Source organism: Vibrio sp. 11986-1-5, assembly GCF_963878025.1.
Taxonomy (GTDB): domain Bacteria; phylum Pseudomonadota; class Gammaproteobacteria; order Enterobacterales; family Vibrionaceae; genus Vibrio; species Vibrio injensis.
Genome location: NZ_CAWNVW010000022.1, coordinates 216252 through 236126, shown reverse-complemented (window position 1 = coordinate 236126; position 19875 = coordinate 216252). Strand labels below are relative to the sequence as shown.

The window sequence follows — 19875 nt, the reverse complement described above, 5'->3', positions numbered from 1 at the left end:
AAGCAAAATGAAAAGTAATAACCTATTCGATCACTTAATTTTGATCACCGGAGCCTTATTTATGCTGGTGCCAATCTGGTTGATTTTTGCCAGCTCGACTCATCATCCCAACACCATCATCAGCGACGGCTTACAGTGGGGAATGGGCGATCAATTTTTAGCCATTTATGGAGAGGCGTGGCACAAAAGCCATGGATTTTCGGGCAATGTTACCGCGCAATCGATGATCACCAATTCGATGATCATGGGACTGGGCTTTGCGTTTGGAAAAATTTTGGTTTCGATGATTGCGGCTTACGCTTTGGTCTATTTCCGGCTGCCTTATGCCAGCTTCTGGTTTTGGCTTATTTTTGTCACGCTTTTATTGCCGTTAGAAGTACGAATCATCCCCTCTTATGAAGTGGTATCAAGCCTAGGAATGCTCAATAGTTATACAGGACTTATCTTACCTTTGATTGCCTCAGCCACTGCAACCTTTTTCTTTCGTCAGTTTTTTAAAACGATTCCAGATGAATTGATGGAAGCAGCACAGCTCGATAATGCCGGACCGATTCGTTTCTTTATCGATGTATTACTGCCGCTGTCGAAAACCATGATCGCCGCCATTTTCATCATTATGTTCGTGGTGGGATGGAACCAGTATTTGTGGCCAATCATGATGACCACCGATGAGCAATACAACACCATCGTGATGGGCATTAAACAAATTCTCAATAATATCAATGAAACTCGTTTACCACGTTATGACTACGCCTTTGCCATGGTGATTTTAGCCATGCTGCCACCGGTATTCGTTGTTGTCATCTTCCAACGTTGGTTTGTTAAAGGATTAGTCGAAAGTGAAAAATAACGCCATGCATTTAGTTACCCCTACTTCGCCACAAAAACTGGACAATGTTATGTTGGATATCAAGCAATTAGTTAAAACCTATGACAATGGTCATCAGGCCGTTAAGGGCGTAGATCTGGCGATTAATAAAGGGGAGTTTATCGTTTTAGTCGGTCCCTCTGGTTGTGGAAAATCATCCATTCTACGCTCGATTGCGGGGCTTGAGCCCATCAACAGTGGAGAGATCCATCTAGCCGGTCGTCGAGTGGATAACGAAAAACCTGCGCTACGTGATATTGCGATGGTATTTCAAAATTACGCTCTTTATCCTCATATGAGCGTTTACGATAACTTGGCGTATGGCTTAAAAAATCGTGGAGTGGATAAAAAATCCATCGCTGAAAAAATTAATCACGTCGCTAAAACTCTAAAGATTGAAGAGTATTTAGATCGCAAACCCGCCAAGTTGTCTGGTGGACAACGTCAACGTGTAGCGATGGGACGCGCGATTGTTCGCGATCCGCAGCTGTTTTTATTTGATGAGCCATTATCCAATCTCGATGCGGCATTACGCGCGCATATGCGGTTGGAGATTAAAAAACTGCAACGCAAACTTGGGGTTACCAGTGTTTATGTCACCCACGATCAAGTAGAAGCGATGACACTGGCTGATAGGATTGTGGTGTTAAATCAAGGAAAAATTGAGCAAGTGGGTAGCCCAGAGGAAGTTTACCATCAACCCGCCAGCACCTTTGTGGCCAGCTTTATTGGTAGCCCTGCAATGAACTTTATCCCGGCATCATTAGATAGAGGCTATTTACACGTTGCGCAGCAAAAGGTTTTCTTGCCTCAATATCAACAGCTTAGCGCGCCATCGTTAACTCTCGGTATCAGACCTGAGCACGCTGGACTGTCAAGTAATGAAAACACCCTCAATCTACGCTTACAAATCAGCGTGGTAGAACCGCTAGGACCCAATCAGCTAGTACATGGTAAAATCGCTGGTTTAGATAACCCCAGCGATTTTATTGCGGTAACACCTGAAATGAGTGTAGATATTGATCAAACGCTTAACCTATCAGCCAATGTAGATAACTTACATCTGTTTGACGAACAAGGTCGGCGTTTATGCCCGACCTCATTAGCCCAGCGAGCTATCGCTTAATCATCCTAAGTTAAACTCTTCACTCAGCGGCAGTTTTCCGGTGCGGCTGAGTGAAAATCGGCTCGCTCACGCAGCGTATTGGTAATACGCATGATATTTGGATAAAAGCTCATATCAACGGCAAAGCGCTCTGCATTATACACTTGAGGTATCAGGCAGATATCCGCCAGAGAAAGTGCATCGCCGATACAATATTGCCCTGCACTTATAGTCAGCTTTTCTTCAATGGCGCGAAAACCTACCGCTATCCAATGTTGATACCACTGCGTTTTTTTGGGCTCATCCACAGCAAGGTTTTGTGATAAATATTGTAAAACCCTTAAGTTATTTAATGGATGAATATCCATTGCGATATCATGAGCTAACGCCAACACGCGATATTTTTCCTCACTTGCAACAGGAATAAGCCGCGCCTGCGGGTAGTGATCATCAAGATATTCAATAATCGCCAGTGATTGGCTGAGAACGAAATCACCATCAACTAACACTGGCACTAATTCACTTGCATTAAGCTGATGGAATATCTCGCTGTGCTGCTCACCACCTTGAGCGATGAGATCAACTGGAAACTGTTGATAACTCAGTTGCTTAATTGCTAAGGCAAGGCGCACTCGATAAGTGGCGGAGGAACGCCAATAACCATATAACTTTAGCTCACTCATCCATCAGCTCCGCCAGTCAACAACCGTCTGTTCAATCGCACCAAACACACTATCTCCTTGTTCATTGAGCATTTCCAGTTTAATCGTATCCCCGACTTGCATAAAAGCAGTGCTGGGCTGACCATCTCGAATGGTCTCAATCATACGTAACTCAGCAATACACGAATAGCCGACACCGCCTTCTTGAATTGACGAGCCATATTCAGTTCCTTGCTTATTCGATACGGTTCCAGAACCAATAATCGTGCCACTGCATAAAGGACGAGATTTCGCGGCATGAGCAATCAGCTGAGGAAAATCAAAGGTCATATCGACCCCAGCATTCGGACAACCAAATAACTGACCATTGTAAGTTGATAGTAATGGCAAAGATAACTTAGCGCCGTCCCACGCATCGTTTAATTCATCAGGAGTCACTGCCACCGGAGAAAAAGCAGAGCTCGGTTTCGACTGAAAAAAGCCAAAACCTTTGGCTAACTCATTGGGAATTAACCCTCGTAGAGAGACATCATTCACCAGCATCACTAAGCGAATATGTTGGCCAGCCTGATCGGCGGTTATCCCCATAGGCACATCATCGGTGATGACCGCCACCTCAGCTTCAAAATCTAACCCCCATTGAGGGTCAACAAGTGGGATAGGTTCGTGTGGGCCCAGAAAACTGTCCGATCCCCCTTGATACATTAGCGGATCAGTCCAAAAACTCTCGGGTAACTCTGCGCCGCGAGCACGTCGAACTAACTGAACATGATTAACATAAGCGGAACCATCTGCCCATTGAAAGGCCCTTGGTAACGGCGAGGCACAGTTATCCTCAACAAACGGTAAAGTATGCGTCAGTTGTCCTGCATTTAAAGCTTGTGAGATCTCTTGTAACGGCCCTTCCACTTTTTGCCAATCATCGAGTGCTTGTTGCAATGTGGAAGCGAGGTGGTCAACAACCACACAGCGCTGTAAATCTCGACTGACAACCACTAATTGTCCATCCCGTGTATCATTTTTTAACGTCGCTAACTTCATGGCGTATCCTTGTGCTCTTTCCAGCTATAAACGTACTGAGGATTTTCTACTTCTTTAACCGCGTCGCTAAATTGCAGAGCGTGACGAGTATCAATCATCACCGCCACTTCATCGGTAAAGGTTTTGCTGTTTTTCAATCCGGCTTGAAATGCTTTCGGATGTGGGCCATGGGTAAAACCCGCAGGGTGAAACGTCACCATACCAGCTTCAATATTATCGCGACTAAAGAAATCCCCCGCGTGATAAAACAGCACTTCATCATAATCGTCATTGTTGTGATAAAACGGCACTTTTAATGCACCGGGATCACTTTCAATCGGTCTTGGTACAAACGTACAGACTACAAACCCTTGCCCAACAAAGGTAGTATGGGCTGATGGCGGCAAATGATAACGATGGGACATTAGCGGTCGAATATCTCGCCAATTCAATCTCAGTACCGCCAGATCGCCATGCCAGCCTACCGCATCTAGAGGATTAAAAGGATAGGTGATCACACTGACTTGATCATGACGTTTAACTTCAACGTGCGTAGTACGCTCCGAATATTGCGCCTGAAAACGTGCATTGATGCTCGGCACTTCAAGCACCGCCGGATCAAACAAAGCGTGCTGACCGACAATGCCTTTTTCTGGTAACGCATAAGCGGCATCCGTATTCTCGATCATCAACAAAAACAGTGGTTCATTAGGGTCTAAACGCCAAGTTGTTGAGCGCGGAATTAACACATAATCCCCTTCATGAATCGTCATATGACCATAATCACAAAACAGCTCTGCACTGCCTTGATGAACAAATAATAATTCATCGCCATCCGCATTACGCACCAATTGGGTCATTGGTTGGCTAAGCTGCCAGACCCGGATTTTCACCTCTTGGTTATGCAGTAAATGAGGGACAGACCAAGGGGAGGATTGTTCAGAGTGGCTCAAGTGATTTAAGTTAAATGCTCTGGGCCGTAAATCGCCCTGCCATTCGGTCCATGCGGTGGGTGGATGCTGATGATGAAAGTGACTCGCAGCGCCAAAAAAGCCACTGCGCCCAGCTTCTCGCTCATAGATCGCTTGCTCAGGAAAATCCGCATGAGCCTGTTTCGAAAACACCCCTTCGCGATGAGGAAACGTAAACGGTTTATGCATCATCCAATACTCCACGACGAATTTGATCTTCTTCTATCGATTCAAACAAGGCTTTGAAGTTACCTTCGCCAAAACCTTGATTGCCTTTACGCTGAATAATTTCAAAAAAGACTGGACCAATAACGGTTTGGGTAAATATTTGCAGCAAAATACCATCTTTGATCGGTGCACCATCAATCAATACCCGCAATTCGCGTAACTCATCAACGGATTCATGATGACCGGGAACGCGCGAATTAATTTTCTCATAGTAGGTATCTGGGGTAGGCATAAATTCCATACCTTGCGATCGCAACGTACGTACGGTGTGATAAATATCGGTGGTACTCAAGGCGATATGTTGAATCCCTTCGCCATTGTATTCACGCAAAAACTCTTCAATTTGTGATTTATCATCACGCGATTCATTAATTGGAATACGAATTTTTCCACATGGTGAGGTCATTGCTCGGCTAACAAGCCCAGTTAACTTGCCTTCAATATCGAAATATCGAATCTCTTTAAAGTTCGCCAACTGTTCATAAAAACCAGCCCACTTATCCATATTGCCTTGTTTTACGTTATGAGTCAGATGATCGATTTCGCATAAACCAACCTGCTTGTGCTGCAAACGCTGCTCTGCATCGTCGTAAAATAAGAAATCAACATCATAAATACTTTTATCGCCATAGCGGTCGACAAAGTACAACAAACTGTCACCAATCCCATAAATCGCTGGAATGCTCAATTCCATCGGCCCTATTTCACCTTGATAAGCCTTGGCTCCACAACTTAAGGCATGTTGCAATGCGCTTGCTGCATCCTTGACTCGAAATGCCATACCACAGACCGAAGGGCCATGCAGCTTTGCAAAGTCAGCCGCTTGACTATGAGGTTGAGCATTGATGATGAAATTGATATCCCCTTGACGATATAGCCAAGCTTGTTTAGAGCGGTGTTTCGCGATTTCAGCAAAACCTAAAGAAGTGAACAGCTGTTTTAGTGCTTCAATCCCCTGCGCATCCGCTGCCGTGTATTCAACAAACTCAAAACCATCGGTACCAAGAGGGTTACTTATTGATGTCATGTCTAGGTTTCCTTTATAGGGTCGAAATCTCTATTAACCATGGCACGATTCAATAAAGTCGCAACGATCAGCCAATACCTAATACTGCCCCTAAAAAACACCAACAATGTAACATTTTTGTTACATTGAAAAGCCATAATCCGTTTAAGCCGCCAGTGGCTCATCAATCTCGTTGTCATTTTACTGACAAACCTCGCTCGAAAGAGCCGAGTTTAGTGAGTATAAATATCTATACAGGTGTAAAAAATGAAGGATTTAACTACTTAGCAAACTTAATGCAGGGTTATTTTTTAATCTTGCCTTAGATGACGCAACAAATAACGGATTGGTGAAATCAATGATTGCGCACTATCTTTAATCGATACGTGTATACAACCGCATAAAAAAACGGAACCTTCGATAAGTTATGCCTTGTGCCTTGGCTCGCTTGCTCTATAATGCGCAATCTGTGTACAATCCGTTTCAAATTTAAGACGAAGTTAGAAATACAGGTCAAAAGCATTGCAAAATAAAAAAAGAGTCCTACTCAAAAAAATATTATCTGCTTGTCTTATCCCTATCCCGATCGTTTTTTTTTACGCTTACTACACCAGCGTCACAAGCATTAATAGCCAACTGAATACGATTGCTGATTCATACGCCAAACGAATCGATAGTCTGGTCGCTGATCTCCATGATGAAAATGCCAAAGCGTTATACAGCAACAAAAGCTGCGCTCAGATTCAAGAAGACTTACTGTTTGAAAGTTTATTGCGTGAAATGTTGATCGTTGAAGATCAACAGATCGTTTGTTCATCCAAACGAGGAGAAATGCAGTCAGACATCAGCTACTACTATCCAGATGGTATTATCACCAGTAAAGAACGCTTCTTTGACTTGCAAAACGATCCAGCCATGCGCACTTTATTAGTCATTGATGCCGATAAAAACAATTCCTATCGTGGTGCCATTTCTGTTGTCGATCAAGGTTATATTCAAGCTCGTCTCGGTTATCATACCGATACTCGTATCGCGAAATTAATCGTCAAAGTCGGTAATGAATACTATCCAGCTAATAGTAAATTTATTACTAAGCAACATAATGTAAAAGTGAATTCCGCTAATAAACTGTTTACGTTACAAATTGTCGCTAGTGACTCTTTTGTCACCGAACAGATAACCTTTTATCTACTGAGTGCCCTTCCAGCTTCGATTGCGCTGTCTTTCTTTATTTATGCACTATTTTTATTTTTTACTGGCCGAACTAGCCTACTCGATGATCTAAAAAGAGGATTAGAACGACACGAGCTATTTTTAGTCTATCAACCAGTGATCGATAGCCAGAAACAAAATGTGGTCGGCTATGAAGCGTTACTGCGTTGGATTAATCCTAAATTGGGTTTTGTTAAACCCGATACGTTTATTCAAATTGCAGAAGAGTATGGCTTAATTAATAAAGTCACCGATTATGTGATTAATCAAGTCCAAAAAGACGCTCAGTATTTACCTAACCATCAGCAATTACACCTTAGCATTAATGTTCCGCCTTGTTATCTTTCGCATCAAAAACATATTCATCGTTTAATCCTTTGTGCCACTCATCTGGCGACTCAAGGAATTCAATTAGTGGTTGAAATTACTGAACGCCAACTGCTGGATCAAAAAGGACAAGCCGTTTTACATGAACTACGGCAAGCTGGCGTGATGATCTCTATTGATGATTTTGGCACAGGGCAAACCTCGTTATCGGTTCTGCAACATATCGCTTTCGATTATTTAAAAATCGATAAATGCTTTATTGATTCGATTGGCGTGCAATCGGTTAGTGCGCCAATTTTAAACACCATTATTGAGCTGGCTCATCAGCTGAAAGTCAATATCGTCGCGGAAGGAGTGGAACATGCCGCTCAAGCCAAATACCTTGCCAACAAAGGGGTTCAATATCAACAAGGCTATTTCTACTCTAAACCCCTCGATCTTTCGACAATAACAAAGGGGAAAGCATCCTCATCCTAATGAAGACCAGCCAAAACAACACCAAGGTTACACCTTCTGTTGTGATAGGGATTTGCGCAACCAGTGTATATGCGGAACAAATCCCCCTTGCTGATAAAAATGTTGCGCCGTTTGATTAAACTCCCACACCTCAACAAACATTTCTTTGACGCCATAGTCAACGAATGTCTGCTCTAAATGAGCAAGAAGCGAGGCTGCGACTCTTTGTTGGCGATAACAGGGAACAACATATAGCTCATCAATACTGCCCATCGGAATGGGCTGACTGACACTCGAAATTAACTCACAAAAATGCCCAGTAATAAAACCAACGATTTGAGCCCCCTGTTTAGCAACGTAAACCAAACATTCCGGATCATCTAAATAACGGGCAATGCTCTTCTCTTGCTCAATCTCATGAGCGGTTTTGAAATAAGCTGGGCAAGCACGGTGATGCTCGTCGTGTAACTCAAACATCAACTGATTGAGTACTTCTAAATCATTTACCTGAGCCGCTGATAGGATAATTGCTGACATTGTCTTGCCATCACAGAAATAAAAACTATCTGAATTCTATCTAATAAAGGTAAAAAAAAATACGCTCAACACCGATTAGTGTTGAGCGCATGGGTCAGCATCAAAAAGTAAATGGCGCTACTCTGTGGCTGGCGCTTTTACGGTTAATGCATCTCGACGCAGCTTGAGAATAGTCAGTAGCATGGCACAAAGTGCTAGAACACTCATGCCGATATAAACCAAGCTAAAGCCTTGAGCTAACACATGGCTAGCAACTTGCGCCTGCTCAGCGCCATGCTCACTCACCGTCACGTCTTGGGGAACTCGTAGATAGAATAACGCCGAGCAAAATGCCACCCCTAATGCCCCACCTAACTCACGACCAAAATTAAATAACGACATGCCAATACCACGATCGCGAGCAGGCAACACACTTTGCACGACAACGCTGAGTGCGGGCAAGGTTAAGCCAAGTCCAATTCCTGCAAAACCGAGCGCGAAATTAACCCAAATATCATAGTGAATTTGCCATAGCGCAATCATCGCCAAAGCAAAACCTAACGCTACCAACAATTTATAACGAGCAAACTTAGCAACTAACTTACCGCCAACATAAGCCCCCGCCGTGATACAAAACATGAAAATGACCATCACAACACCACTTTGTGATGGAGAAAGCCCCTTCTGCCATTGCAGTTGTAACGGTAAATAAACTAACAGCGCAAACATCAACATTTGCGATCCCATCACCAACATAATGGCGGTTAAGTAGTTGGGTAAACGCGCTAAACGAGCGGGTAAAATAGGATCGCTCACACGTTTTTCTACTAACACGAGCATGACAAGGCTTGCCAATAAAATAAACGCGCCCCAGCCATTCGGCATAAACGAGTGTGATGAAAGCAATAGCAGCAACATGGTAGTGGCGATCATCAATAATCCGGCACCAAGCCAGTCAAAACGGCTATTACGGCGTTTATTCAAGTGGCTGAGGTAACGATTAACCATCCATAATGCTACCAAACCAAGAGGCAAGTTGATTCCAAATACCCAGCGCCACGTTAAATGATCGGCAAAATAACCGCCCAATAATGGCCCAGCAATACTCGATACCGCATACACCGCGGAAATATAACCTTGGTACTTGCCTACTTCACGGGCAGGAATCGAATCCGCAATCACGGTAAAGGCGAGAGCAATTAAGCCACCACCACCAATACCTTGAATAACACGAGCACCAATTAAACTCGGTAAATCAATCGCAAACGTACAGAGCGCCGAGCCAATCATGAAAATGACAATGCTGATATTGAGCATGCGTACCCGACCAAATAGATCGCTCAACTTACCATAAACGGGTAGCACTGCTGTCGCGGCCAATAAGTAAGCGGTAATCACCCAAGTAAGCGCTTTTCCAGCCGATAACTCCTGCCCAATCAAAGCTAAGGGTGTGGTGACAATGCTTTTTTCTAAAGAGCCTAAGGCAATCACCAGCGCTACACTGGCAAATATAATTTTCGGATTAGCTGAATAAGTCGAATCGGTTGACATAAATCCTCTGGTATTAAACGATACCAATACAACATAACGTTATGGGTAAGTGATCAGCGAATGAGCGCAGAGGGTGCGCAGCTTCGGTAACTCAAGATTGAAGAAAATGCAGTCTATCGCGCATCACGATAAGATAACTGAATATCATTCTATCTAAAATAGGATAGAATGGGATCGTCAATTGCAAATATGGGATTATGATGAAATTAGACGATCTGGCGCTTTTTCTTACGGTGGTACGCTGCGGCAGCTTCGCCTTAGCCGCTAAGCAAAAAGCGCTCTCTAGCAGCACTCTAAGTCGCCGAATCCAACAGCTTGAGCATGATATAGGCAGCATCTTGCTGATCCGTAGTAGTAAAGAAATTGTTTTAACCAAAGAAGGGGAACAATTATTTGAGACCTATGCCGAGCTCTTTGCTGAGATCGAATCGAAACAAGAAATCGCCTTACGTGCCAAACAAGAATATCGTGGCACGATTGTCATTAATGCACCGATTATCCCCTTACGTCATCAACTGAGCCCACTTGCATTAGAATTTTGTCAGCAACATCCCAACGTTAATATCCATTTTCAAGTCGGTGCCGGCATGGATTACTTCACGCGTCACGATATTGATATCGCTTTGCGTTTTGGTCCTCAGCCTCATTCCGACTGGGTCGCTCGTAAGCTAGCCAATAATCCATCACAGCTCTGCTCGACTCCCAGTTACGCCGCTACCTTAACCTTAAATCACCCTGAACAGTTGCAATCATTACCGCTACTGACACTGAATACTAAACAGGCTTGGGTGTTTAAACATCGGCTCACCGGAGAACAATTTCAATTTACCCCCCGAGCTCGCTTAAGTTCAGAAGAGTTAGATACGATTTTACAAGCGACACTCCTAGATATGGGAGTCGCTCGTTTACCGAAAGGATTGATTAGCCAAGAACTGACGCAACAGCAATTAGTTCCTTTATTGCCAGAATGGGATATTGAAGGGGCTGATGTTTATTTACTGCACCCTCAACGGCGATTTTTACCAGAAAGGACCCAAGCTTTTATTGACTACATTAATGCACATTGGCCAAGAGTGGCGTTCAGTCATTGGTTAAATACATAATTGACGAGAATAAAACGCCCTTGGAGAAAAACAAAACCTCCAAGGGCGTTATTGATGTTTTATCAACTGAGTGATAAACCGATTTAGCGACTAACCGCTAAAGCGATTATAGAAAATGGAAAGTCGCGTTAAAGGAAAGCACACTGACATCTTTCTTGTCGAGCGTATAACGATGGTAACCCGCGCCTACCGAAAAAGGACCCATAATAAAATATTCAGCGCCTACGCCATACATGATATCGAAACCATCATCATCTTTACTGTTGTTGATTTCTGTTTTCCATGAATGGATACCACCACGCGCATAAATATGCAAAGGGCCAAAATCAATGCTTGGCTTTAGTGCGGCATACATGGTTGAAGCAGAGGTCTCAATACCATTAATTTTAAAATCGCCTAATTTTGTGTAACCACCTTCAACCGCAAAAAATGGCAGAATTCCGGTCCCGACATGCAAATTGTAAGCCGTACTGCTATCACCACGGTAATCAGATTGGCCAACCGATGCACCAGCGTAAACCAAAGCATCTGCCATTGCTGCAGAAGAGGCTCCCAATAGCGCGAGGGCAAGTAACGTTTTTTTCATAATTAACCTTTTGATAGTTGTCTGGCCGCTTGCTGCTAAGCCAATGTTATGCATTACCGGAAATTATAGAATCATCTTCACTGCACCTCAAGGAACGAAAGGACAGATAGTGAATAAAGATCAATAATATATCCGCTTATCATTTGAAGTCACCGCCCGATGGGCGGTGACTTGTAGCTTGCCTAACAGGCATCAATCGCTTGTTTGACCCGTTTATCCGAAATCGGATAAGGCGTGCCGAGTTGCTGAGCAAAATAACTCACTCTTAGCTCTTCAATCATCCACCGGATCTCTTTGACCGATTCAGGCACTGCCATCCCTTTCGGGATTTTATTTAATAAGGCTTTATATTCCTGAACCACAGATTCAATTTTCAACATGTGCAAACGATCTTTATTGGGATCAACTGGCAGCTTTTCCATCCGCCGTTCAATGGCCTTCATGTAGCGCAAAATATCCGCCAGCTTTTTCCAGCCACATTCGGTAGCAAAGCCTTTAAAAATCAGTCCTTCCATTTGTGCTTTGATATCCGATAAAGCAAAAGCCATCGTGAAATCGACTTTGCCTTTCAAACGCTTATTAATGTTGTACGCGGTGGTTAAAATGGTTTCTACTTGCTGGGCAATCTCGACCACCGTATCCCCCAGTTCAGCGCGAACATATTCTTTCAGCGCTTCAAAGGCTTCTGGCTGCCAAACCATGCCCCCATGCTGCTCGATAAGCTTATCAACGCCACAAGCAATACAATCATCAATTAAATCCAGCACTTTACCGTAAGGGTTAAAATACAAGCCAAGCTTGGATTTATTAGGCAAGTTACTGTGTAAGTATTTGATCGGTGATGGCACATTAAGCAAAATTAATCGTCTTTGGCCGGCTTGCATCGCAGTTTGCTGCTCACTTTCCGTTTCAAATAGCTTAATTTCAATGCTGTCTTTATTGTCCACTAGCGCAGGATAGGCTTTAACCTCAAAACCGCCGCGTTTTTGCTGATAAACTTTCGGCAGCTCACCAAACGACCAAGTGTGGAGATCTTTCTGCTCAATATCATCATCCGCCACTTGCGATAAGGTTTCTTGGACCTTAGCTTTCAAACTTTCTTTCAATGCGTATAAGTCTTTATCCTCATTGAGTTTTCGCTGACGGTGATCCACTACCCGATAAGTCACTTTTAAGTGATCAGGCACTTGCTGCCAATTCCAATCTTCGCGCTCGATAGCCACGCCTGTCATTCGCTTCAGCTCTTTTTCCAGCGCATCCAGTAATGGCATGTCTAAGGGCGTGACCCGCGCTAAAAAGGCATCAGCATAGTTTGGCGCTGGTACAAAATTCTTACGCAGCGTTTTCGGTAGCGATTTAATCAAACTGACCACTAATTGATGACGTAACCCCGGAATTTGCCAATCAAAGCCTTGAGGCTCAATTTGGTTAAGGATCGGTAGTGGAATATGCACGGTGACACCGTCACTATCAATGCCCGGTTCAAACTGGTAACTGAGCTTTAACTTAATCCCATTTTGGTGCCAGAAATTAGGGTAATCGAGTTCGGTGATATGGCTGGCATCGCCTTTAACCAGCATCTCTTTTTCAAAATTGAGTAGATCCGGGTTATCACGGCTGGCTTTTTTCCACCAAGCATCAAAATGACGTCCTGAAACCACCTCCGCGCCGACTCGTTGATCATAAAATTGGAACAGCTCTTCATCATCCACCAAGATATCTCGGCGACGCGATTTATGCTCTAACTCTTCTACCTCAAGTAACAAGGCACGATTTTGCTTAAAGAAAGCGTGTTTAGTTTGCCAATCACCTTCCACCAAAGCACTGCGAATGAAAATCTCTCTGCTCAATGGCACGTCAATCGCGCCATAATTCACCGCACGTTTGGCAACGATAGGTACGCCATAAAGAGTCACTTTTTCATACGCCATCACCACAGCACTTTTCTTCGACCAATGTGGTTCGCTGTAACTGCGTTTGATCAAGTGCTTAGCAAGAGGCTCAATCCATTCCGGTTGAATTTTGGCGACAATCCGCGCCCACAGTTTCGAGGTTTCAACCAATTCTGCCGACATCACCCACTTTGGCTGTTTTTTAAATAAACCAGAAGCTGGGAAGATATTGAATCTTGCGTTACGAGCCCCTTGATACTCATTTTTTTCAGCGTCTTTACTGCCGATGTGTGACAGCAGACCCACCAAAATGGCGCTGTGTAGACTGTCATAATTGGCCGGCTGATCGTTGAGCCTATAATCCATTTCACGCATCGATTGATGAATTTGGAAATAAACATCTTGCCACTCACGAACGCGCAAATAATTTAAATAATCCTGTTTACATTGACGACGAAAAGCATTGCTATTCAAGGCCTTTTGCTGCTCTTGTAAGTAATGCCACAGATTGATTAAGGTAACAAAATCCGAGTCTTCATCGACAAAACGGCGATGTTTTTCATCTGAGGCTTGCTGCTTATCACTCGGCCTTTCTCTTGGGTCTTGAATCGATAACGCTGAGGCAATGATCATCACCTCTTTTAAGCAGCCGAGCCGCGGCGCTTCTAGCACCATTCGTGCTAAACGTGGGTCAATCGGTAAACGAGCCAACTGGCGTCCAATCGTGGTCAGGCGTTTTTTCGGGTCGCTGATCTCAGGGTTCATTGCCCCCAACTCTTCCAACAAGCGAACCCCATCTTGAATATGACGTTTGTCTGGCGCTTCAACAAATGGGAACGCCTCGATATCGCCTAAGCCTAACGCGGTCATTTGTAGAATGACTGACGCTAAGTTGGTGCGTAAAATTTCCGGATCGGTAAACTCAGGACGAGATAAAAAATCTTCTTCTGAATAAAGACGAATACAGATCCCTTCTTCAACACGTCCACATCGTCCTTTGCGCTGATTAGCACTGGCTTGAGAAATCGGTTCAATCGGTAAACGTTGCACCTTGGTGCGATAGCTGTAACGGCTGATCCGCGCGGTGCCCGGATCAATAACATACTTGATCCCTGGCACCGTTAATGAGGTTTCCGCCACGTTGGTGGCAAGTACGATCCGCCGGCCGCTATGAGGTTGGAAAATCTTATTTTGTTCACCAGAGGATAAACGGGCATACAAAGGCACAATCTCGGTATCTCGTAACTTACGTTTGGCCAACGCATCCGCAGTGTCACGAATTTCCCGTTCACCATTCATAAAAATCAGGATATCCCCTAAACCTTCAAGGCACAGCTCATCCACCGCGTCAACAATACCTTCGAGTTGATCGCGATCGCTGTCAGTTTCGGAAACCAATGGGCGGTAACGAGTTTCTACCGGAAAGGTTCTGCCTGATACTTCAATGATCGGCGCATTATCAAAGTGTTTCGAAAATCGCTCAGGGTCGATGGTTGCCGAGGTGATGATCACCTTGAGATCAGGGCGACGCGGTAGTAACTGGCGTAAATAACCGAGAATAAAATCAATGTTTAGACTGCGCTCGTGGGCTTCATCAATAATGATGGTATCGTATTGATTGAGATATCGGTCATGTTGAATTTCTGCCAGTAAAATACCGTCAGTCATTAATTTGATTTGGGTTTGTTCCGAGATCTGATCGTTAAAGCGAACCTTATAACCAACCACTCCGCCGAGCTCACACTGCATCTCTTCAGCAATACGATTCGCTACCGAGCGAGCAGCTAAACGACGTGGCTGGGTATGGCCAATCAGCCCATATTTGCCGCGCCCAAGTTCAGCGCAAATTTTCGGTAACTGAGTGGTTTTACCAGAACCGGTTTCCCCTGCGACAATCACCACTTGATGCTGCTCAATCGCCCGCGCAATATCATCCCGCTTTTGACTAACGGGTAACTGTTCTGGGTATTCGATAGTCATCTTTTGCGCTTCTCGCTGCGAAACCACCATCATTGAACGAGCAATATCTAAAGCAATCTCATCAAAGACTGCCGTTCTTGCTTGCTCTTTAACAATTTTACTGGCACCGATGATCCGCTTGTTGAGACGAAAACGATCTTTGATTAAACACTGTTGCAGCGCTTGTTGTAGTGATTTGGCTGTATTGGCTTTTGCCATTGTGTTTTTTTCTGAATGAGGCTGTGACTGAGTCAAAGCGTTACCTATTCTTTTCTTTGCATAAAATTGTCTGAATTGTATCACAAACTTGTGGATTGTTCGGTACTTCGTATTGAGCAAATCATACGGACTTAAGCCACTAACCAGCAAAGAAATGCATTTCGACGATTAATTGTTCGTTTAAGGCCCATTGCATACAAGAAGGTTTAGTTTTATTGTCATTTGGCCGCTAAAATAGAAAGATACCTAACCAAGTAGAAAATATTGTGAAAGCTTCTGAACTGAAACTGAGATTGGATGATCTGCCTGCTGATTGTGACCCTGAAGTCGTTATGGGAGAACTTTGGCTGCCCGAACGTTTAGTCGGCACTCAGCATGATAACGATATGCTGTTTTTGCAATTTGATAATGCTCCTGAAGAAGGAGAAGGCGAAGAAGAAGGCCGCGGCTTTGTCCAGCATGAAATTAATCTGATCCGCGAGCGTATTACTCAATTGCTCAATGAACCTAATCCGCAGAGCGTTCAGGTTGAAGCCTTGGTCGCCCTACTGCTGCTTGCCCATGAACAAAGCAGTTCAGAGTTTGTCGAAATGGTCAGTGACTGGGAACTCTAGGTATTTGAATGGTTCACCACTTAAATCACCACTCTCTTTCACCCTATTCTGTAACGACAAGGGAACTGTGGCTCCATTTTCTCCTCCAATAGTTAGGGTTCACCGATAGCGCATACAGAAAAGGTTTTTTATGTTTAATACTATTACCGCCTTATTTAAACAACTCCTCGACGGGCAAGATCTAAGTCAACCCTCTCCTAGCCCTAATTTTGCTATCGCTTGTTTATTAAGCGAGGTCGCTGGCTCAGATCAAAAAATAACCCCCACAGAACGACAAGCTAAGCTAGCCTTACTGCAACGCTTACTCGCGGTAGAAGAGAATGAAGCACAAGCTTTGATTACCCGTGCTGAGCAGCAAATACGCCAATCGGCATCACTGTATGAATTTACTTCCCAGTTGCGAGATCTAACCCAAGATAAACGATTTGAGTTAATAAAAGCGATGTGGGAAGTGGCCCACGCCGATGGCGAAATTGATCCGCTGGAGGATGTGGTGATCCGTAAAACGGCCGAGTTACTGTACGTTGACCACAGTCAGTTTATTCGCGCGAAATTGATGGTTGTTAATCCGAAAAAATAAAGCGAAGTTCTCGAATTAACGCGACCTTCGCTTGATGGTTTATTTGTTTGCTGTTTTTACTTTCTTTAATGTTGAATTCCACGATGACCTTGATGGGAGCTAAGCAATAAATACACCCATCAAGGCCTCTAAGACCGTTCGTTAATATTTAAACTGATTTAAACGCGAACTCACCGCACTCACCCGATTCGCCGCGTCGCGACTCTCTTGATTCGCCGCGCTGGCACCATTATCAATTTCATTCGCCGCATCATTAATCGCCACAATATTGCGATTAACCTCTTCAGTCACCGCCGCCTGCTCTTCTGCTGCGGTAGCGATTTGATGCGCCATGTCTTGAATACGTTCACTTTGCGCGCGAACCTCTTTTAAAGCATCGACAGCACGTTGTGATAACGCTTGGCAGTTATTACTCTGTTCACGACTTTCATTCACTGTGGCCACCGCTTTTTTACTGCGCTGACGTAAAGTATCAATCATGGTTTGAATTTCATCGGTGGACTGCGCGGTGCGCGTGGCAAGGTTACGCACTTCGTCAGCCACCACGGCAAAACCACGTCCCTGATCGCCAGCACGCGCCGCTTCGATCGCTGCGTTTAATGCTAATAAGTTAGTCTGCTCAGAGATGGCTCGAATGACATCCAAGATTGACCCCACTTGCTCACTTTGCGCTTCCAGCTCTTCTATCTCTTGCGCAGATTTGAGAAGATCATTAGCTAGACGTTTCAATCCTTCAGCACTTTGTTCAACTTCGCGCTGGCTTTGGTTAATTTCTTGCTGAGCTTGAGTCACCGCGCTGGCGGTTTCTTGAGCATTGTCAGAAACGCTGTGTGCGGTAGAGGACATCTCATTGGTTGCTGTCACCACCTGCTCGATTTCTGCTCGTTGATGTCGAATTTGATCGACCCCTTGTTTCGCATAAGAAGCCGAACGCTGAGTACTTTCGGTTAAACCCTCCATTTGTTGTGCAACATCAGAGACTATCGAACGAACATTACCGACAAAGGTATTTAAATGATGAGCCAATTGCCCGGTTTCATCACGGCGATCAATTTTAATCGTTTGAGTTAAATCTCCGCCAGATTGGGTGAGTTTTTCAACCAAACCGACCAGCTTTTGAATCGGACGACTGATTGACAATGCCATAATCCACATCGCGATAATGCCTAGTAGAATGAGTAAACCACCGACCCAAAGCTGGCCTTGAAGGTTAGCGGAGAAGCCCTGATCTAACTGCTGCGAAATCACAGCGGCTTGAGCTAGTGCTACAGAAACGGGCAGGATAACAATAACTTCCCAATGATCATTCACGCCATGAGCACGAAACTGTGCTGATGCAATCACGGAATTATCTTCAATCCGGCTTTGTCCAACCACACGCTTACTGATCAGTGGAGCCACACCCGTCTGCTGGAGGGCTTTACCAACATTTCCGGCTTCTGAACTATCGGCACTCACGATATTTTTCGGGCTGAGGATGATCACTCGCGCTTGACGGTCAATATGCTTTTGGGTATCAGCAGCAATACGTTGCAGGAAGTTTAACGAATAATCGACGCCAACCATACCAACCGCTTTACCATTAACCATCACGGGGGAAACAAAAGAACTCAATAAGGTTTGTACCCCTTGGATATCGTAACTCGCTGGGTCAATCACGCAATTTCTGCCCGTTTCGATAGGGCATAAATACCATTCAGAATTACGTACACCTGTCGCAGAGACGGTTTTATCGTACATATTGCCTAGTGGGCGCATCCCTAATTGCCCCGAAGCTGAACGGTTCCAATAAGGGGCGAATTGACCATTATCTTTACTATGCGGTAACCCGAGAGAGAAAATATCATCGCCATCGAATTGATGCGCTTCCCAGCCAGTATAAATACCCAGCAGATCGGGGTGCTGAAGAAAAACACTGCGCAGCATCTCGGTGACCACTTCACGGGAAGGTCGTTCACCTTCTAAGCTACTCGATAACGACTGTGAGATCAGCATTGCTTGATCAAAACGACTTTTGACTCCAGACGCCTCCTGATTGGCGATAAGTTGCATATTTTGCAACGCTTGACGACGCAGCTCTTGATCAACCTGTTGATTAACAGAAGCGGATAAAGCTTGACTGCTATGATAACTAAAACCAATCACCGCAAGAGTAATTGATAGAAGGGCTAACACACTGAAGGTTAAAACCTGTTGGCGAATACTGGTAAATTTCATCCTGATAACCTTACTTATCCATTGATTACTTCCAGTTTAAGTCAGATTTTTCCTTTGAGCATTGTCATCGCGTTTTTATTGAGAGATTTGCCATAGAAACAACGCAAAAACCAGCTTTAAAGCATGGTTAGTGCCAGTTTAGCGAGGTTATAAGCGTCCACATAACCGGAATGCTGTCGCCCTTCCCAATCAATGCCTTGTGCTTCTTGCGCTGCTCGGTGCCCGATTCGTTTATCTTTTAAACGATGTTGAAGACGGTATAATGTCGCTAAATTGATACATTCGTGGATCGGCATGGGCAGACCTTTTTCAGCGCACTCTTTGGCTAAGATCAAATCGTCTCTTCCCCAACACGCGTAAATCTTCTTACTGCCTCCAAAATTTTTCACCATCGAACGCAACACATCGGCCAATGGGCGTCCTTGTTTAGCCACTGTACGCGGAGTAATACCCGTTAGTTCAACGCAAAACTCAGAAATTTTATCCTGCTCTGGTTGTACATAATATTGAGCTCGCTTAACAATTTTACCCGCGGTGAGATCGATTTCAGCCAACCCCACTTCGATGATCTCTCCGGTAGTGCCGACACCATTCTCATTCCAACAACACATTTCAAGGTCAAAACACACCACTCGGTTGTAGTTCATTCGCTTATTCCGTGATTAGACTCAACTAGCTGCAAATATTACCCAACTCTCTGCCAAAACTCGACGATTAAACCGTAACACCATGATTGGTTGCCGCAATTTTAAAACGATTGTCGACAAACTCAGCAAATCACCA

The 19875-nt window shown here is 44.3% G+C and carries 16 protein-coding genes; 6 read left to right on the top strand and 10 right to left on the bottom strand.

Annotation, left to right across the window (positions count from 1 at the left end; all coding sequences use genetic code 11):
- Positions 1-7: 7 nt before the first annotated feature.
- Positions 8-850 carry a sn-glycerol-3-phosphate ABC transporter permease UgpE gene (gene ugpE, locus AACS00_RS06940; RefSeq protein ID WP_110166919.1) on the top strand — a complete coding sequence of 281 codons (843 nt, stop codon included), beginning with the start codon at positions 8-10 and terminating at the stop codon, positions 848-850.
- A gap of 49 nt (positions 851-899) precedes the next feature.
- A complete protein-coding gene (gene ugpC / locus AACS00_RS06935; protein ID WP_181397505.1) occupies positions 900-1994 on the top strand; it encodes a sn-glycerol-3-phosphate ABC transporter ATP-binding protein UgpC in 1095 nt (364 codons plus the stop codon).
- A gap of 23 nt (positions 1995-2017) precedes the next feature.
- Here the strand turns inward: ugpC and maiA are convergent, their stop codons facing one another.
- Genes maiA through hppD form a run of 4 tightly spaced genes read right to left on the bottom strand, consistent with a single transcriptional unit; the run spans position 2018 to position 5881 of the window.
- Positions 2018-2656 carry a maleylacetoacetate isomerase gene (maiA, locus tag AACS00_RS06930; RefSeq protein ID WP_110166917.1) on the bottom strand — a complete coding sequence of 213 codons (639 nt, stop codon included), beginning with the start codon at positions 2654-2656 and terminating at the stop codon, positions 2018-2020.
- A gap of 3 nt (positions 2657-2659) precedes the next feature.
- Positions 2660-3676 (bottom strand): fumarylacetoacetate hydrolase family protein, encoded by a 1017-nt coding sequence (locus AACS00_RS06925; protein WP_110166916.1) that lies wholly within the window; start codon positions 3674-3676, stop codon positions 2660-2662.
- The gene (locus AACS00_RS06920; RefSeq protein ID WP_110167047.1) at positions 3673-4815 is read right to left on the bottom strand and encodes a homogentisate 1,2-dioxygenase; all 1143 of its coding nucleotides are present in this window, start codon (positions 4813-4815) and stop codon (positions 3673-3675) included. Before AACS00_RS06920 ends, AACS00_RS06925 begins: the two co-directional genes overlap by 4 nt.
- A complete protein-coding gene (gene hppD, locus AACS00_RS06915; RefSeq protein ID WP_110166915.1) occupies positions 4808-5881 on the bottom strand; it encodes a 4-hydroxyphenylpyruvate dioxygenase in 1074 nt (357 codons plus the stop codon). Before hppD ends, AACS00_RS06920 begins: the two co-directional genes overlap by 8 nt.
- A gap of 501 nt (positions 5882-6382) precedes the next feature.
- On the opposite strand from hppD, the gene AACS00_RS06910 reads away from it, so the two are divergent.
- Positions 6383-7876: an EAL domain-containing protein gene (locus tag AACS00_RS06910; protein WP_110166914.1), complete on the top strand. Its 1494-nt coding sequence runs from the start codon at positions 6383-6385 to the stop codon at positions 7874-7876.
- Between the two features lie 27 nt (positions 7877-7903).
- On the opposite strand, the gene AACS00_RS06905 is transcribed toward AACS00_RS06910, so the two are convergent.
- Together AACS00_RS06905 and AACS00_RS06900 are read right to left on the bottom strand one after the other, a co-directional pair.
- Positions 7904-8392: a GNAT family N-acetyltransferase gene (locus tag AACS00_RS06905; RefSeq protein ID WP_110166913.1), complete on the bottom strand. Its 489-nt coding sequence runs from the start codon at positions 8390-8392 to the stop codon at positions 7904-7906.
- A 117-nt stretch (positions 8393-8509) separates the two neighbouring features.
- A complete protein-coding gene (locus tag AACS00_RS06900) occupies positions 8510-9922 on the bottom strand; it encodes an MDR family MFS transporter (RefSeq protein ID WP_110166912.1) in 1413 nt (470 codons plus the stop codon).
- A 200-nt stretch (positions 9923-10122) separates the two neighbouring features.
- Between AACS00_RS06900 and AACS00_RS06895 the strand changes: the two genes are divergently transcribed.
- Positions 10123-11025: a LysR family transcriptional regulator gene (locus AACS00_RS06895; protein WP_110167046.1), complete on the top strand. Its 903-nt coding sequence runs from the start codon at positions 10123-10125 to the stop codon at positions 11023-11025.
- A gap of 106 nt (positions 11026-11131) precedes the next feature.
- Here the strand turns inward: AACS00_RS06895 and AACS00_RS06890 are convergent, their stop codons facing one another.
- Positions 11132-11611: an outer membrane beta-barrel protein gene (locus AACS00_RS06890; protein WP_072669170.1), complete on the bottom strand. Its 480-nt coding sequence runs from the start codon at positions 11609-11611 to the stop codon at positions 11132-11134.
- Between the two features lie 182 nt (positions 11612-11793).
- Entirely contained in the window at positions 11794-15717 is a 3924-nt protein-coding gene (hrpA, locus tag AACS00_RS06885; RefSeq protein ID WP_110166911.1) for an ATP-dependent RNA helicase HrpA, read from the bottom strand.
- 230 nt (positions 15718-15947) lie between these two features.
- Between hrpA and AACS00_RS06880 the strand changes: the two genes are divergently transcribed.
- Both AACS00_RS06880 and AACS00_RS06875 read left to right on the top strand, forming a co-directional pair.
- The gene (locus AACS00_RS06880; protein ID WP_072669172.1) at positions 15948-16295 is read left to right on the top strand and encodes a hypothetical protein; all 348 of its coding nucleotides are present in this window, start codon (positions 15948-15950) and stop codon (positions 16293-16295) included.
- Between the two features lie 130 nt (positions 16296-16425).
- Positions 16426-16875 (top strand): tellurite resistance TerB family protein, encoded by a 450-nt coding sequence (locus tag AACS00_RS06875; RefSeq protein ID WP_110166910.1) that lies wholly within the window; start codon positions 16426-16428, stop codon positions 16873-16875.
- A gap of 141 nt (positions 16876-17016) precedes the next feature.
- Here AACS00_RS06875 and AACS00_RS06870 read toward each other — a convergent pair whose 3' ends face one another.
- Entirely contained in the window at positions 17017-19092 is a 2076-nt protein-coding gene (locus tag AACS00_RS06870; protein ID WP_110166909.1) for a methyl-accepting chemotaxis protein, read from the bottom strand.
- A gap of 116 nt (positions 19093-19208) precedes the next feature.
- Complete coding sequence (locus AACS00_RS06865; protein WP_110166908.1) at positions 19209-19739, bottom strand: 3'-5' exonuclease; 531 nt, start codon at positions 19737-19739, stop codon at positions 19209-19211.
- Positions 19740-19875 lie beyond the last annotated feature (136 nt).

Coding starts and splice junctions, on each gene's coding strand:
- ugpE (WP_110166919.1), top strand. CDS start 8: ATGAAAAGTAATAACCTATTCGATCACTTAATTTTGATCACCGGAGCC.
- ugpC (WP_181397505.1), top strand. CDS start 900: ATGTTGGATATCAAGCAATTAGTTAAAACCTATGACAATGGTCATCAG.
- maiA (WP_110166917.1), bottom strand. CDS start 2,656: ATGAGTGAGCTAAAGTTATATGGTTATTGGCGTTCCTCCGCCACTTAT.
- AACS00_RS06925 (WP_110166916.1), bottom strand. CDS start 3,676: ATGAAGTTAGCGACGTTAAAAAATGATACACGGGATGGACAATTAGTG.
- AACS00_RS06920 (WP_110167047.1), bottom strand. CDS start 4,815: ATGCATAAACCGTTTACGTTTCCTCATCGCGAAGGGGTGTTTTCGAAA.
- hppD (WP_110166915.1), bottom strand. CDS start 5,881: ATGACATCAATAAGTAACCCTCTTGGTACCGATGGTTTTGAGTTTGTT.
- AACS00_RS06905 (WP_110166913.1), bottom strand. CDS start 8,392: ATGTCAGCAATTATCCTATCAGCGGCTCAGGTAAATGATTTAGAAGTA.
- AACS00_RS06900 (WP_110166912.1), bottom strand. CDS start 9,922: ATGTCAACCGATTCGACTTATTCAGCTAATCCGAAAATTATATTTGCC.
- AACS00_RS06895 (WP_110167046.1), top strand. CDS start 10,123: ATGAAATTAGACGATCTGGCGCTTTTTCTTACGGTGGTACGCTGCGGC.
- AACS00_RS06890 (WP_072669170.1), bottom strand. CDS start 11,611: ATGAAAAAAACGTTACTTGCCCTCGCGCTATTGGGAGCCTCTTCTGCA.
- AACS00_RS06875 (WP_110166910.1), top strand. CDS start 16,426: ATGTTTAATACTATTACCGCCTTATTTAAACAACTCCTCGACGGGCAA.
- AACS00_RS06870 (WP_110166909.1), bottom strand. CDS start 19,092: ATGAAATTTACCAGTATTCGCCAACAGGTTTTAACCTTCAGTGTGTTA.
- AACS00_RS06865 (WP_110166908.1), bottom strand. CDS start 19,739: ATGAACTACAACCGAGTGGTGTGTTTTGACCTTGAAATGTGTTGTTGG.